13 protein-coding genes are annotated in these 12301 nt (G+C 64.8%); 6 read left to right on the forward strand and 7 right to left on the reverse strand.

The window, feature by feature from the left end; all coding sequences use genetic code 11:
* Positions 1–132 precede the first annotated feature (132 nt).
* Entirely contained in the window at positions 133–1899 is a 1767-nt protein-coding gene (locus tag VI340_RS09205) for a DUF7289 family protein (protein ID WP_442905120.1), read from the reverse strand.
* Positions 1900–2195: 296 nt separating this feature from the next.
* On the opposite strand from VI340_RS09205, the gene VI340_RS09210 reads away from it, so the two are divergent.
* Genes VI340_RS09210 through VI340_RS09225 form a run of 4 tightly spaced genes read left to right on the forward strand, consistent with a single transcriptional unit; the run spans position 2196 to position 4646 of the window.
* Positions 2196–2666 carry a 30S ribosomal protein S15 gene (locus tag VI340_RS09210; RefSeq protein WP_008313088.1) on the forward strand — a complete coding sequence of 157 codons (471 nt, stop codon included), beginning with the start codon at positions 2196–2198 and terminating at the stop codon, positions 2664–2666.
* Positions 2667–3785: a hypothetical protein gene (locus VI340_RS09215; RefSeq protein WP_336358244.1), complete on the forward strand. Its 1119-nt coding sequence runs from the start codon at positions 2667–2669 to the stop codon at positions 3783–3785.
* Complete coding sequence (locus VI340_RS09220; protein ID WP_336358245.1) at positions 3782–4012, forward strand: KEOPS complex subunit Pcc1; 231 nt, start codon at positions 3782–3784, stop codon at positions 4010–4012. Before VI340_RS09215 ends, VI340_RS09220 begins: the two co-directional genes overlap by 4 nt.
* Complete coding sequence (locus VI340_RS09225; RefSeq protein WP_008313082.1) at positions 4005–4646, forward strand: 30S ribosomal protein S3ae; 642 nt, start codon at positions 4005–4007, stop codon at positions 4644–4646. The genes VI340_RS09220 and VI340_RS09225 overlap by 8 nt, the downstream gene beginning before the upstream one ends.
* A 191-nt stretch (positions 4647–4837) precedes the next feature.
* On the opposite strand, the gene VI340_RS19845 is transcribed toward VI340_RS09225, so the two are convergent.
* From VI340_RS19845 to VI340_RS09240, 3 genes are all read right to left on the reverse strand, one after another.
* Positions 4838–5125 carry a plastocyanin/azurin family copper-binding protein gene (locus tag VI340_RS19845; RefSeq protein WP_394324897.1) on the reverse strand — a complete coding sequence of 96 codons (288 nt, stop codon included), beginning with the start codon at positions 5123–5125 and terminating at the stop codon, positions 4838–4840.
* Between the two features lie 232 nt (positions 5126–5357).
* A complete protein-coding gene (locus tag VI340_RS09235; protein ID WP_336329219.1) occupies positions 5358–6503 on the reverse strand; it encodes a 5-(carboxyamino)imidazole ribonucleotide synthase in 1146 nt (381 codons plus the stop codon).
* Positions 6504–6528: 25 nt separating this feature from the next.
* On the reverse strand, positions 6529–8502 hold the full coding sequence (locus VI340_RS09240; RefSeq protein ID WP_008313076.1) for a flippase activity-associated protein Agl23: 1974 nt from the start codon (positions 8500–8502) through the stop codon (positions 6529–6531).
* Positions 8503–8653: 151 nt separating this feature from the next.
* On the opposite strand from VI340_RS09240, the gene ribH reads away from it, so the two are divergent.
* Together ribH and VI340_RS09250 are read left to right on the forward strand one after the other, a co-directional pair.
* Positions 8654–9067 carry a 6,7-dimethyl-8-ribityllumazine synthase gene (gene ribH, locus VI340_RS09245; protein WP_008313074.1) on the forward strand — a complete coding sequence of 138 codons (414 nt, stop codon included), beginning with the start codon at positions 8654–8656 and terminating at the stop codon, positions 9065–9067.
* Complete coding sequence (locus tag VI340_RS09250; protein WP_336358246.1) at positions 9064–10224, forward strand: pyridoxal phosphate-dependent aminotransferase; 1161 nt, start codon at positions 9064–9066, stop codon at positions 10222–10224. Before ribH ends, VI340_RS09250 begins: the two co-directional genes overlap by 4 nt.
* Before the next feature lie 329 nt (positions 10225–10553).
* Here the strand turns inward: VI340_RS09250 and VI340_RS09255 are convergent, their stop codons facing one another.
* The 3 genes from VI340_RS09255 to VI340_RS09265 form a co-directional block, all read right to left on the reverse strand.
* Complete coding sequence (locus VI340_RS09255; RefSeq protein ID WP_336358247.1) at positions 10554–11264, reverse strand: hypothetical protein; 711 nt, start codon at positions 11262–11264, stop codon at positions 10554–10556.
* Between the two features lie 94 nt (positions 11265–11358).
* Positions 11359–11787, reverse strand: coding sequence for an adenylyltransferase/cytidyltransferase family protein (locus tag VI340_RS09260; protein ID WP_008313068.1), 429 nt, complete (start codon positions 11785–11787; stop codon positions 11359–11361).
* Positions 11784–12281 carry a Mov34/MPN/PAD-1 family protein gene (locus VI340_RS09265; protein WP_008313067.1) on the reverse strand — a complete coding sequence of 166 codons (498 nt, stop codon included), beginning with the start codon at positions 12279–12281 and terminating at the stop codon, positions 11784–11786. Before VI340_RS09265 ends, VI340_RS09260 begins: the two co-directional genes overlap by 4 nt.
* Positions 12282–12301 lie beyond the last annotated feature (20 nt).

Consider the following 12301-nt stretch of genomic DNA (forward strand, 5'->3'; position numbering starts at 1 on the left):
GTAGTTATCACAGCTGATAAGGCTGCTGGCCACCTCGTCGATAGTCGCCACCAGCGACTGTCTATGGCAGCCACAACGAAAACCGACCGACGCCAAGTGCTACGGTAGTGATGAAGTGAGGTGTGTCGGCGGTCAATTGGACGTGATATTGACGTCGTTCGTCGAGATGTGGAGATAGGTGATCGCAACTACACTCGTGTCTTTGGGAATTGTGCGCTCTTGTTTGAGTGCCCGGTCAAAGTGGACTCTGCCACCCTTTTCCAGTTCGACTTGGCTGGTGACCGCACCGCCGTAGAGTTCGCTCTTCCATATCTCGAGCGTGCTCGTTCCGGTCTTTCCCCCCGGCGCGTAGATGACGCCGGTGACTCTGGACTTATCTGACCCTTTCTTCTCCATCCGGGCCTGGAGATTATCTTTGCCGTAGATCCACACTTGCGTCGACCGCTCACTGACCGCGCCGGTTGTCCTGATCTCGCTCGCCCGTGTGAAGAAGTGATAGCCGTCAGCGCTCCCGCCCGACGCGGGCGACTCGCCCTTTACGTATATCTTCACCTGATTCGGGCCGGACACCGTGATATCGTTCCCGGTGTTCAGGCTCACGTAGTTCTCGACACCAATGATCACATCTCCACCAGTCGTGTCGAACTCGACGTCGTTGCTCAGGTCGATCCTGCCGACGTGATAGCTACCAGCAGACAGTGTCGTCGCCCCCTCTGTGCCGTCGATAACGCCGTCGTCGGCTATGGTTCCCCCGTTATCGTTCGACGACGACAGGTCGTCGACCTGTGTGTCGACGTGGGAGTTGATACTGGTGGTGTCGCCGAACGAACTGATCTGTTCGTCGGAGCAGGACCCCGAACACGCTCCGTGTTTGTCCTCGAACGCGTCCGCCCATTCCACCCGGTTGCCGTTGAACGTCATCGAGTTACTACTGAATTCGACGCGACCGCCCGAGGTGATGTTCCCGTTCAGTTCCGCACTCCCGGTGACGGTGACATCACCTGCCGTCGTGAGATTGCCGCTGTCACCGGCCTCGGAGGCGTCGTACCCGTCCCCGTCTGCCGACGTATAGCTGTCGGTAAATGCATCGTTCCCGCTCAGTTTGATCGATCCGGAATCACTCGTCGCGGCGACGGCGTTCCGGACTTTTCGCGGCCCTGCAGGGACCTTGAGAACGATCGAAACACGACTGCTGTCGGGATGGTACGTCACGTCACCGTCCGTTCGCTCCTCGAAGTATCCGCCCCACGCCCGGTAGTACTCGCTCTGGACGGTAACATTGACTTTCCCGTCTTCCAGCGGGTTCGTGAAGTTCGCGTTTCGCGTGGTGTTCGGAAAGTGCGACGTTGTTCGGTTGTGGGTGATCGACGCGCTGTCTCTGATTGTCCCGGACCCGCTCACTGTCACGAGAGGGAGCGTCAGCGTCGCGTCCCGGTAGTGGAACTCGGGCGGGGACACCATCACCGACGTTCCGTCACCGGTTGACCGCCAGACGCCGCCTCCCTGATACGCGAGTCGCGTCTCGTCGCTGCCGTGATACGCCACCTCACCCATCGATTCGTTGAACACAGTCGTCCGGCTCCCGGACGTTGTATTCTGATAGGAGACGTTCATCCACCCGGCGTTCTCGTCGATACGATAGGTGCTCGAACTGCTCGCGGGAAGGGAGACCTGCTGCACGTCCGTCTGTCCCAGTGCCACGAGGGCGGTTTTGGAATTGAGCTCCGTCAGCGACTTCTCAGTTCGTTCCACGTCGAGTTGCGTTTGCGTGCTCGTAATCGCGTCGGCACCCAGTGCGACGACCGCCGTCGTCGAGATGATCATCACCGCGAAAACCAGTGCTAGCCCGAGCGGAGCACTTTGCCCGCGACTGCCGAGTCCCCGCCCAGCGCTACCCATACTACGCGTATCTACCCCGACAAATTACTTAAAGGAGTCGGGCAGGTTATCAATTGTAATACTACGAAGTGTTTCGGCTGTGGACCGGATTCGACGATGGTATCGCCGTTTCGAGACGCGACCGGGAAGCGGAACGGTTTAGTCGCGCCCTCTCAGAAAGGGAGATGGGAACAGCACGACCGCAAATCTGACTCGCTGTGAATTTTCACAGCTCGGGATTGCGGCCGTGTTCGGCACTGTACAGTGCCAATACGCCTCGTAACGAGAGCGGTTCGTGCGGTTCCAACCAGATTACAATGGCACGAATGCATACACGCCGTCGCGGTTCGTCCGACTCGGACAAACCGGCGGCAGACGAACCCCCGGAGTGGAGTGACGTCGACGAGGACGCCATCGAAGAGCGCGTCGTCGAACTGGCCGAACAGGGCCACTCGCCCAGCGAGATCGGCCTGAAGCTGCGCGACGAGGGCGTTCAGGGGACACCGATCCCTGACGTCTCGCTCGCGACCGGCAAGAAAGTCACCGAGATCCTCGAGGAGAACGAAGCTGAGCCGGACCTGCCGGAAGACCTTCGGAACCTGCTCGAGCGGGCCGTCCGCCTGCGCGACCACATGGACGAGAACCCCGGAGACTACCAGAACAAGCGTGCGCTCCAGAACACGCAGTCGAAGATCCGACGCCTCATCGACTACTACCGCGGTGACGAGGTCGACGAGGACTTCACCTACAGCTACGACAACGCCGTCGAAGCGCTGGGTCTCGAATAAATGTCGGCGACCGGTCGGGAACCGACGCCAGCCACGTCGCCGGGCGACCTCGCCGGGTCGCTCAGTGAGGCCACCTTTGTGCGCCTCGTCAGCGATGCGACCGGCGAGGCGCTGGCCGCGACTGGCCTGCTGGCACGGGCACTGGATGACACGCCGTTTCAGGCGAGCGTCGTCCGCCCGTTCGAGGACCCCGACCGGACCACGGAAACCGACATCACTGTCGCCATCGGTCGCACGCAGCCGACTGCCGACGTGACGCTGACCGACCGCGCCGCCGCGACTGCCTTTGAGACCGCCCGCGAACTCGGCGGAACGGCTGACCCCGCGCTCGCTCTGGCCGGCACGATTGCCGCCGGAGAGGTCGACGGGACCGTCGCCGAAGCCGCCGAGCAGGCGGGACTCGACCGCCGACCCGGCGTCGCAGTGCCGGGCACGGACCTCGCGGACGGGCTGGCCCACTCGACGCTGTTCGTCGCGCCCTTCTCGGGCGACGCCGATGCAGCACGGGCCACGCTCGCTGACCTGAGCGCCGACGCGAACCAGTCTGCGGACCGCTCGGCCGACGACCACCGACGCCTCGCGTCGCTGGTCGCCCTGACTGTCACTGCGGACGCGCCGCCACGGGCCGCCGACGCGGTCCAACGCGCGCTCCGCCCGACGATGGGTGGCCCCTTCGAGACGGTCGGCGGCTACGCCGACGTACTCGACGCCGTCTCACGGGAACAGCCGGGCACCGCCGTCGCGCTCGCGCTCGGCCACGAGGCCGTCCGCGAGGACGCGCTGGCCGCCTGGCGCAGTCACGCCGCGCGCGCCCACGAAGCAGTGTCCGAGGCGACCACGGGCCGGTACGACGGCCTGTTCGTCGCCCGCGGCGACGCGATGCCGACCGGCACCGTCGCTCGACTGTTCGCGGACTTCCACGCACCGGAGCCGGTGACGCTCGTCGTCACCGACACGGCGGCCGCGGCCCGCGCCACGGACGGCCGGGACGTGTCCGAGACGATGCACGCCGCCGCCGAGACGGTCGGCGGCGACGCCGTCGGAACAGGCGACCGGGCACGCGCTCGGTTCGACGTTTCGACGGCCGATTTCATCGAAGCGTTCCGGGAGGCAGTATGAGACGGGCCGAGATTCGCACGACGCACGACTCGCCCGAACGCGTCGCACGCGCGGTGCGGCCCGACAACACCGACGAGATGACCACGCGCATCGAGGGCGACACCGTGGTCACGACCGTCGAGCGGGACTCGACCGGCGGCCTGCAGGCGACTGTCGACGACTACGTCGTCAACATCCGGGTTGCAGCACAGCTCGCAGACCAACACACACAATCCAACCATGAGTGAACGAAGCGTTTCCAAGCGCACAGAACAGAAACGGTGGTACACCGTGCAGGCTCCCGAGCAGTTCGACCGGGAGGTTCTCGGTAAGACACCGGCAGACGAACCGGACAAGGTGCTCGGACGCACCATCGAAACAACGCTCGGCGAACTGACCAACGACGCCAGCGAGAACAACACGAAGCTGACCTTCAAGATCAACGAGGTCGCCTCGGACTCGGCGTACACGGAGTTCATCCGCCACGAACTTACGCGGGACTACCTCCGCTCGCTCGTCCGCCGCGGCTCCTCGAAGGTCGAGGCCTACATCACCGTGCTGACCACGGACGACTACCGCGTCCAGATTCAGCCGGTCGCCGTGACGACGAAGAAGGCCGACGCCTCCCAGGAGAAGGCCATCCGCCGGACGATGATCGACCTCGTCCGGGAGACGGCCGAAGACCGCACCTTCGAACAGCTGATCGACAGCGTCGTCGAAGGGCGTCTCTCCTCGGCTATCTACGGCGAAGCCAAGGACATCTACCCGCTCCGACGCGTCGAGATCAAGAAGACCACGCTCGAAGCGCGGCCAGAAGAAGTCGCCGCCGAAGAGGAGACAGCCGTCGACGTGGACGAGGAAGACGTCGACGTCGAAGCCTAACGCGTTCCAGCACCGACGTTCGATTTTTCTGCCGCAGTGAGAGACCGAGCCCGACAGCGACGCAGCGGACCTGCCCCTCTTCTGTGACGCTGTTGCCGACGGTCGGAGTTAGCGACCGATACCCCAAAACAGCGCGTAGAGGACCCACTCAGCGCAGACAGGAAAAAGACTCGACAAAAGCGACAGCGCCGCTACTCGCCGCTCGTCACCGTTTCGGGGTTTTCGGTCACGACGACGGTCCCGACCATCCCGGCTCGCTCGTGCGGGATACAGAAGTAGGGGTACTCGCCGAGTACCTCGAAGGTGTGGGTAAACTCCTGGCCCTCGTACATCGTCCCGCCGGAGGAACTCCCCCAGTTGTCGCGGGCCGCCTGTTCGGTGTCGAAGCCGCCGGAGGCGAAGTAGTCGGCGTCGTCGGGGATGTCGTCCTCGTAGGCCGTGACCGAGTGGCCCTGTTTGCTCGTGTTGAGCCACCGCACGGTCGTCCCCGGTTCGACGGCGATGCGAACCGGGCGAAACGCCTTCGCGGACATCCCCACGTCGTAGTCGGTGTCAGCGCTCCCACCGCCGAGGCAGCCGGCGAGCCCTGCGACCGCCGCCGGGCCGGCCGCACGGAGAAGATCCCGTCGCTCCATACCGTGACTCAGGACCGCATAGTCAAAGACCGCTCGGTTCTGGACTGCGGAGAACCCCGGTGTCAGTCCGTCGCGGTCACTCGAAAGTCAGTCCGTCGCGGAGGTCGCGCGCGTCGGCGAGCAGGCCGTCGCGGTCGTCAGCCGTCAGCGTTACGTGCCCCATCTTCCGGAGGTTGTACACCTCGCGCTTGCCGTACCAGTGCAGGTGCGCCCGTGGCGTCTCCAGTATCCCGTCTTCGCCCCGCAATGCTGCCGACTGGCGCTCCGAAACGTCCCCGAGGATGTTCGTCGACACAGTGGGGAACCGCTGGTCGGTCGATCCCAGCGGCTGGCCGGTGACGGCCCGCAGGTGTTGCTCGAACTGCGAGGTGTGACAGCCCTCGATGGTCCAGTGGCCGGAGTTGTGCGGTCGCGGCGCGATCTCGTTGAGCAGAATCGCGCCGTCGGTCGTCTCGAACAGCTCGATGCCGAACACGCCGCGACCGTCCATCACGTCGAGCACGTCGTGAGCGACGTCTCGGGCGCGCTCGCGGACGGCTTTCGACGCTCTGGCCGGCGCGACGGACTCCCGGAGGATTTCCTCGCGGTGAATCGTCTCGGTGACCGGAAACGTGTCCCGTTCGTCCGCACCGCGACAGCCCATGACCGCGAGTTCGCGCTCGAAGTCGACCATCTCCTCGACCATCGCGGGGCCGGCGATGTCGTCGACAGCGTCCGCAACGGCTTCCGGGCCTTCGACGCGGATGTTCCCACGGCCGTCGTAGCCGCCGGTCCGGGCCTTGAGCATCGCGGGGTAGCCCAGTTCCTCGCAGGCCTCGCGGAGGTCGGCGGCGGTGTCGACGGCGCGAAACTCGGGGACCGGAACGCCAGCGTTCGACAGCCGGCGCTTCTGGACGAGTTTGTCTTGAATCGTCCGGAGCGTCTCGGGCGCGGGGTGGACCGGCGTCCCGGTCTCCTCGGCGACCCGTTCGAGAACGTCCGGGTCGGCCAGTTCGATCTCGAACGTGAGGTAGTCGGCGCGCTCGGCGAGTTCCCGCAAGGTCGCCTCGTCGTCGAAGTCGCCGACGATCTGGTCGCGGACGACCGGTGTTGCCGGACAGTCCGGCGTCGGGTCGGTCACGAGCAGTTCGAGGCCGAGCGGCGCGGCCGCCTCGCCGAGCATCCGGCCGAGTTGGCCACCGCCGACCACGCCGACGGTCGGCCCTGGTGACGTGAGCGTCATACCGCGCGCTTTCACAGCAGCAGGGTTAACCGTTCGGTTCTCGCCCGTAGGACTCGTGGACCCACACCGTCATGTCGTTCGAGCCGTACTTCGTTCGCATTCGGTGGGTCTTGGGCACGTACCCGGCGGCTTCGAGCCGTTCGGTGGGGACCGTGCTGTCGATCTGCTGGGTAATGACTATCGGCGGCTGGTCTTCTTGCGCCTGTTCGGCGAGCGTGTCGGGTCGGTTCTCACACGAGACGTTCACGTCGTCGGCCGCGTAGTACCACGGCAGCGGCAGCGAGTTGTACCACTGCAGACAGGTCGGTCTGGTGTTCCACCACGAGTCGTTCCACTCACCGCGGTCTTCCTTGACGTAGGCGTCGTCGCCGTCGTAGGCGTCGCCGCGCTCCCCGTGATACATCACGACATCAGTGCCGTTTCCGCTGGCCGTCGCGATTCGGTCCATCTCCGCCAGGTCGTCACGGAGCGACTCCTGTGGCTGGGCGTACTGGACCAGCGGATTCCCCTCCAGGTGCTCGTTGGTGTACACCCGCGTGGCAGCGGTGTTGACGACGAGGGCCGTAACGAGCAGGACGATAGCGGCGGCGATGGCAGCGCCCGTCACGTCGTCAGTCGACAGCGACTCGTTCCCCCACCGGATCACGGCGGCGAGCCCGACGGCGGCCGGAATCGACAGCGGGACGACGACGTGGACGGCGAGCCACGGCGCGCCGATGTCGGTCCCGATGGGGTACCCCAGAATCGAGACGTAGCCGCCGTAGGCCGCGAACGGGACGAGATGGCGCGGCTCGACGGTTCCGAGCCGGTCGAGCGCGTACCCGAACGCCGAGAACAGAAGCAGCGGTGCCGCGGTGTAGCCCAGCGCTTTCAACAGTACCTCGTAGTGGCCGTCGACGCTCTCGTAGAACGTCTCGATAGACTCGACGAGGCCCGTCTCAGTGGTCGTGGCTTTCTCCGAGGCCGGCGAGAACCACTCGCTGTACTGGTCGACGACGCGCTCCCAGGTGGTCCCGACGAGTTCCGGGAACAGCGACGGGTTCGTCACGCCTGACCAGAAGTTCACGTCGCCGCTTGCGGCAGGGGCTGGCGGGTGTTCGATGCCGGCGACGCCGGCCCCGCGAGGGGCGTAGAAGAACAGCGAGACGAGGCCGAACACCAGCGCGGCGAGGACGATGTGGCTCGCGTACGCCGCGAGGACGGACGCGGCGCTGTCGTGGCGGTCGCGGAACGAGCGAACCGTGCCGACGACGAGTCCTACGTCCGCCCGGACGCGACCCGCCATCCGCCCCCAGATTGCGCCGACGGTCGGGACGCCACGGAGGAAGCCGAACGCGTCGCGGTAGCCGTTCGGGAGGACGAGCACCTTCGCCAGCAGGAGACCGGTCGCGCCGAGCCACGTCAGCACGTAGACGATGGCGTTCTCCTTCGAGGCGAACCCCAGTGCCATGAACGCCCCGACGCCGTAGAGATAGCGCGCCTTGCGGGTATCGACGAACCGGACGAGCAGGCCGAAGGCGGTGAACATGAATGCCGCGACCAGCACGTCGCTGCGCATGAACCGCGAGAAGTACAGCAGGACCGGATTGAGTGCGAGAAACACGGCCATGAACACAGTCTCGTCGGACCGGAGGTGTTCGCGAAAGAGCAGCGCTGTCAGCGGGAGGAGGCCGCCGACAATCGCCACCGGTAACCGCATCGTGAAGTCAGTCGGCGCGGCGACGGTGAACACCCAGCTATCGACGTGCTGGATGAACGGGCCGTGGATGATGTAGCGGTACGCAAAGGAGCCGGAGTCGCGGAGATGGAGCGCCCAGTAGGCCACGCGGCCCTCGTCGAAGTGAGCGACGCGGCTCCCGAGCGCCGCGACTCTGAGGACGAGTCCGAGAAGCGTCACAGCGACGACGAGCTTCACAGTGGCGCGGGGGTCGTCCGCGAACCAGGACCGGGTCCGGTCCCGGAAATCGTGGAGGGCAGACAGCGGGGACGACTCAGCCATATCTGGCTCAAGCACATGAGGCATTAGAATCCTTCTGGTTTCTATAACATGTTTTTAAGCTACTGCTCCGTCGCAGCGGCCGGCACAGCGGTCTAGGGCTTTGCAGGCACGGAACGGTAGTTCTTTAGTCGCCCCTCCCCGGGAATCAGGTATGGTGCAGCTCGGGCTGGTTGTCGCCCAGTACGACAAACACGGGGCAGTTATCGAGGAGATGGAGCACGGGGCTTACGAGGCCGCTGCCGACAATGACGCCGAGATCGTCGCAGCGATTGACGTCCCCGGGTCCTACGACACGCCGCTGGCAGCCGACCGGCTCGCGCGCCGGTCGGACGTCGACGCCGTGGCCGTCCTCGGCGCGATCATCAGCGGCGACACCGACCACGACCAGGTCATCGGCAACGCCGCCGCACAGGGGCTGACCGACGTGTCCCTCGACCGCGACACCCCCGTCACGCTGGGCATCATCGGCCCGGGCATGAGCCAGGACGAAGCCGAGGCCCGAACCGACAAGGGGGCCTCGGCCGTCCAGAGCGCGATCGACCTCGCCACGGAACTCGAACAATGACTATGGACTTCGCTTCCCGCGTCGAACGTGTAGAACCGAGCGCGACCCTCGCGATCAGCAACAAGGCCGCAGAGCTTGAGGCCGAGGGGAAAGACGTCGTCGACCTGAGCGTCGGCGAACCCGACTTCGACACGCCGGAGAACATCAAAGACGCCGCCAAGGACGCACTCGACGCCGGCCACACCGGCTACACGTCCTCCAACGGCATCCCCGAACTGAAAGGGGCCATCGCTGACAAGCTCCACGATGACGGCCTCACTCAGTACGACCCGGACAACCTCATCGTCACGCCCGGCGGCAAGCAGGCACTGTACGAGATATTCCAGACCGTCATCGACGATGGCGACGAAGTCGCCCTGCTTGACCCGGCCTGGGTGTCCTACGAGGCGATGGCGAAACTAGCCGGCGGGACGCTGACCCGCGTCGACACCGCCGCCCACGACTTCCAGCTCGAAGGCGCGCTGGACGACCTCGCCGACGCCGTCTCCGACAAGACGGAACTGCTCGTCGTCAACTCCCCGGGCAACCCCCACGGCGCGGTGTACTCCCGCGAGGCGATGGAGGGCGTCCGCGACCTCGCCGTCGAGCACGACATCACGGTCATCTCCGACGAAATTTACAAGGAGATTACCTACGACGGTGTCGAAGCCGTCTCGCTCGGAACCCTCGAGGGGATGGAAGACCGAACTATCACGCTCAACGGCTTCTCGAAGGCCTACTCGATGACCGGCTGGCGGCTGGGCTACTTCGCCGGGCCGGAGGAGCTGATCTCCCAGGCCGGCAAGGTCCACTCGCACTCGGTCTCCTGTGCCGTGAACTTCGTCCAGCACGCCGGCGTCGAGGCCATCACGAACACGGACGACGCCGTCGAGGAGATGCGCCAGGCCTTCGCCGAGCGCCGCGAGTTCCTCATGGAACTGTTCGAGGACCACGGCGTCCACGTCCCCGAGCCACAGGGCGCGTTCTACATGATGCCGGAGATTGCACCGGACGGCGACGACACCGAGTGGTGCGACCAGGCCATCTCGGAGGCCCAGGTCGCCACCGTCCCCGGAACCGCGTTCGGGACGCCCGGCTACGCTCGCATCTCCTACGCAAACAGCAAGGAGCGCCTGCAGGAAGCCGTCGACCGCCTCGCCGAGGCCGACCTGATCTGACGCGCGAACTGTCGTTTTGCGAGCGGTTTTGCCCCGACCAGCGTTCGGGAGTCCTACCCGCCCGAGCCAGTCTGGGACCCTGTCGCTGATTCGGGTACCGGTACTCTGGCCGTGGCCCTTCGGACGACGCGTCGTCCGGCGAGTGCGCGCTGGCGGTTGCGGTCGGCATCGACAGTTCCGGTGAGCGTATCGTCTCGGAGGCGGCTGTCACTGTTGCGCGATGAATCCTGGGGTTAGACTGGAACCGGGACTCACTCACATCATGCCTCCAAGAACTGTGAGCACCACGTTCGTATCTCGGGCCGGAACAGGGACGGCTGCGTCACCGATTACAGTGTCCCGATAGCCCGGTGGCGACGAAACAGGTAGTAGCAGCCGATTATAGGGTACACTATCGGCCCGGGAACCAGGAAAAAGACGCCGAGATTGACGTAGTTCCCCGGATTAGGCTGCCACGTCCCGGACTGAAGGCGAACGTAGGTCGCATCGCGGTAGATGGCGACAGAGAACGGTACCGCGGTGAGGATACCGACCCCAATCGAAACAAGTCCGGTACCGACGCTTCCGCTCGAAACAAGTACGCCCCCAAGAGCGAGGCAGACGGGCGGCAGCACGGCCCCGATAGCGACAACCGTCCACCACCAGTCCCGGTCGACCCAGTCGACGACATACTGATGGCGTTTGTACAGGTGGTGAAGTTTCATCAGGTAGCCGAGGAAGAAGCCGGCGACCGCATACAGGACTGGATTCGGGTCCCAGTCCACGTCTGCTTCCTGCACTTTCTTTGTATCAAAGTAGAGGAAAACCGGCGTTACGAGCCACGATATCAGCGCTACAACAATGCCGCCGAGGTACCAGACGCCGAACGTCCCGAAGATGCTGGCCATCCCGAGGGGCCCGGTACCCACACTCTCGCCCCCTATCCCGACAACGATCAGCCCGAGACCGAGGAATCCAAACAGGAGCGTCGGCAGGAGCAGCAGTATCTCTACAGCGCGGTACGACCGTGAATCGACATCGTTGACTGTGACCATCCCCATTGTATCGTCCCAACTGGCGATTACATTAGGGATATAGTAGCGTAAAATAATTTTGCTAATGGACTGATAAGAGTGGGGGAACTGCGGAACCGAGTCAGCTACGCTCGTCGACAATCCGGTCGATAATCCGGCCTGTCGACAGGAGCCGGTCAGCCGCCTCTGCTTCCAGCGGGCTGGCCCGGCAGATGTCACAGTCGAGGCCCCGGGCGGACAGCGCCGCTTCGAGTTGCTCGTCGTCGTGGTGCTGGTCGTAGCCCAGCGCGATGATGTCCGGTTCGATGCGTTCGATGGGAACGAAGATGTCCTCGGGATGCCCGAGGTGTGCTTCGTCGACCGGTTTGAGCGCGCTGACCATCTCCCGGCGTTGCTCGTCCGGGACGACCGGCGGCTCCTTGTGGGTGACGTTGACCGAGCGGGCGACGATGACGTGCAGTTCGTCGCCCATGTCGGCGGCGTCCTGTAGATAGTGGACGTGACCCGGGTGTAGAATGTCGAACGTCCCCTGTGCGACGACGCGGGTCATTGATCGAACTCCTCCTCGCGTAGCTCCGCGTCGATGTCGGACTGGTCGAAATCGAAAAAGGACTCCTCCGGGGGCTCGACGTCGAGTACCGGGAGGTCGACGACCGAGCCGTCGCTGTCGAAGGCCTTCCAGTCGTCGCGACCGTACGGGTAGCCGATGATAATGTGGACGTCGCCGCGCCCGAACGTGGCGAGGTCGGCGTCACTGGGCTTGAGGACGCCGTTCGGATGGGAGTGAATCGACCCCGCTGCTCGCATGTCGTTCGGAACCATGCTCGTCTTGACGGTCGCGCTGACCGGGTTCGACTCCGTTCCCGGAATGACCAGAACGTCGGTCAGAACGGTCCCGTCGTCGTCGAGCCCGAGCTTGCTGGCGTCATCGCCCCGGAGAAAGCCCATATACTCGTTGGGATGGGCCTCTTCGGAGGCTGCGAGCGCGAACTCGAGTGCGGACTCCGCGATCCCGAGTATCCCGCTCGTTCGGAACAACCCCATACCACTGGGTCGGGTCGGAC

Source organism: Haloarcula sp. CGMCC 1.6347 (assembly GCF_037078395.1).
In the GTDB taxonomy this organism is placed as follows: Archaea; Halobacteriota; Halobacteria; order Halobacteriales; family Haloarculaceae; genus Haloarcula; species Haloarcula amylolytica.

Excerpts from the sequence above, each read along its gene's own strand:
- VI340_RS09250 (WP_336358246.1), top strand. The coding sequence starts at position 9,064 with ATGACTATGGACTTCGCTTCCCGCGTCGAACGTGTAGAACCGAGCGCG.
- VI340_RS09210 (WP_008313088.1), top strand. The coding sequence starts at position 2,196 with ATGGCACGAATGCATACACGCCGTCGCGGTTCGTCCGACTCGGACAAA.
- VI340_RS09205 (WP_442905120.1), bottom strand. The coding sequence starts at position 1,899 with ATGGGTAGCGCTGGGCGGGGACTCGGCAGTCGCGGGCAAAGTGCTCCG.
- VI340_RS09265 (WP_008313067.1), bottom strand. The coding sequence starts at position 12,281 with ATGGGGTTGTTCCGAACGAGCGGGATACTCGGGATCGCGGAGTCCGCA.
- VI340_RS09240 (WP_008313076.1), bottom strand. The coding sequence starts at position 8,502 with ATGGCTGAGTCGTCCCCGCTGTCTGCCCTCCACGATTTCCGGGACCGG.
- VI340_RS09215 (WP_336358244.1), top strand. The coding sequence starts at position 2,667 with ATGTCGGCGACCGGTCGGGAACCGACGCCAGCCACGTCGCCGGGCGAC.
- ribH (WP_008313074.1), top strand. The coding sequence starts at position 8,654 with ATGGTGCAGCTCGGGCTGGTTGTCGCCCAGTACGACAAACACGGGGCA.
- VI340_RS09255 (WP_336358247.1), bottom strand. The coding sequence starts at position 11,264 with ATGGGGATGGTCACAGTCAACGATGTCGATTCACGGTCGTACCGCGCT.
- VI340_RS09225 (WP_008313082.1), top strand. The coding sequence starts at position 4,005 with ATGAGTGAACGAAGCGTTTCCAAGCGCACAGAACAGAAACGGTGGTAC.
- VI340_RS09260 (WP_008313068.1), bottom strand. The coding sequence starts at position 11,787 with ATGACCCGCGTCGTCGCACAGGGGACGTTCGACATTCTACACCCGGGT.
- VI340_RS09235 (WP_336329219.1), bottom strand. The coding sequence starts at position 6,503 with ATGACGCTCACGTCACCAGGGCCGACCGTCGGCGTGGTCGGCGGTGGC.
- VI340_RS09220 (WP_336358245.1), top strand. The coding sequence starts at position 3,782 with ATGAGACGGGCCGAGATTCGCACGACGCACGACTCGCCCGAACGCGTC.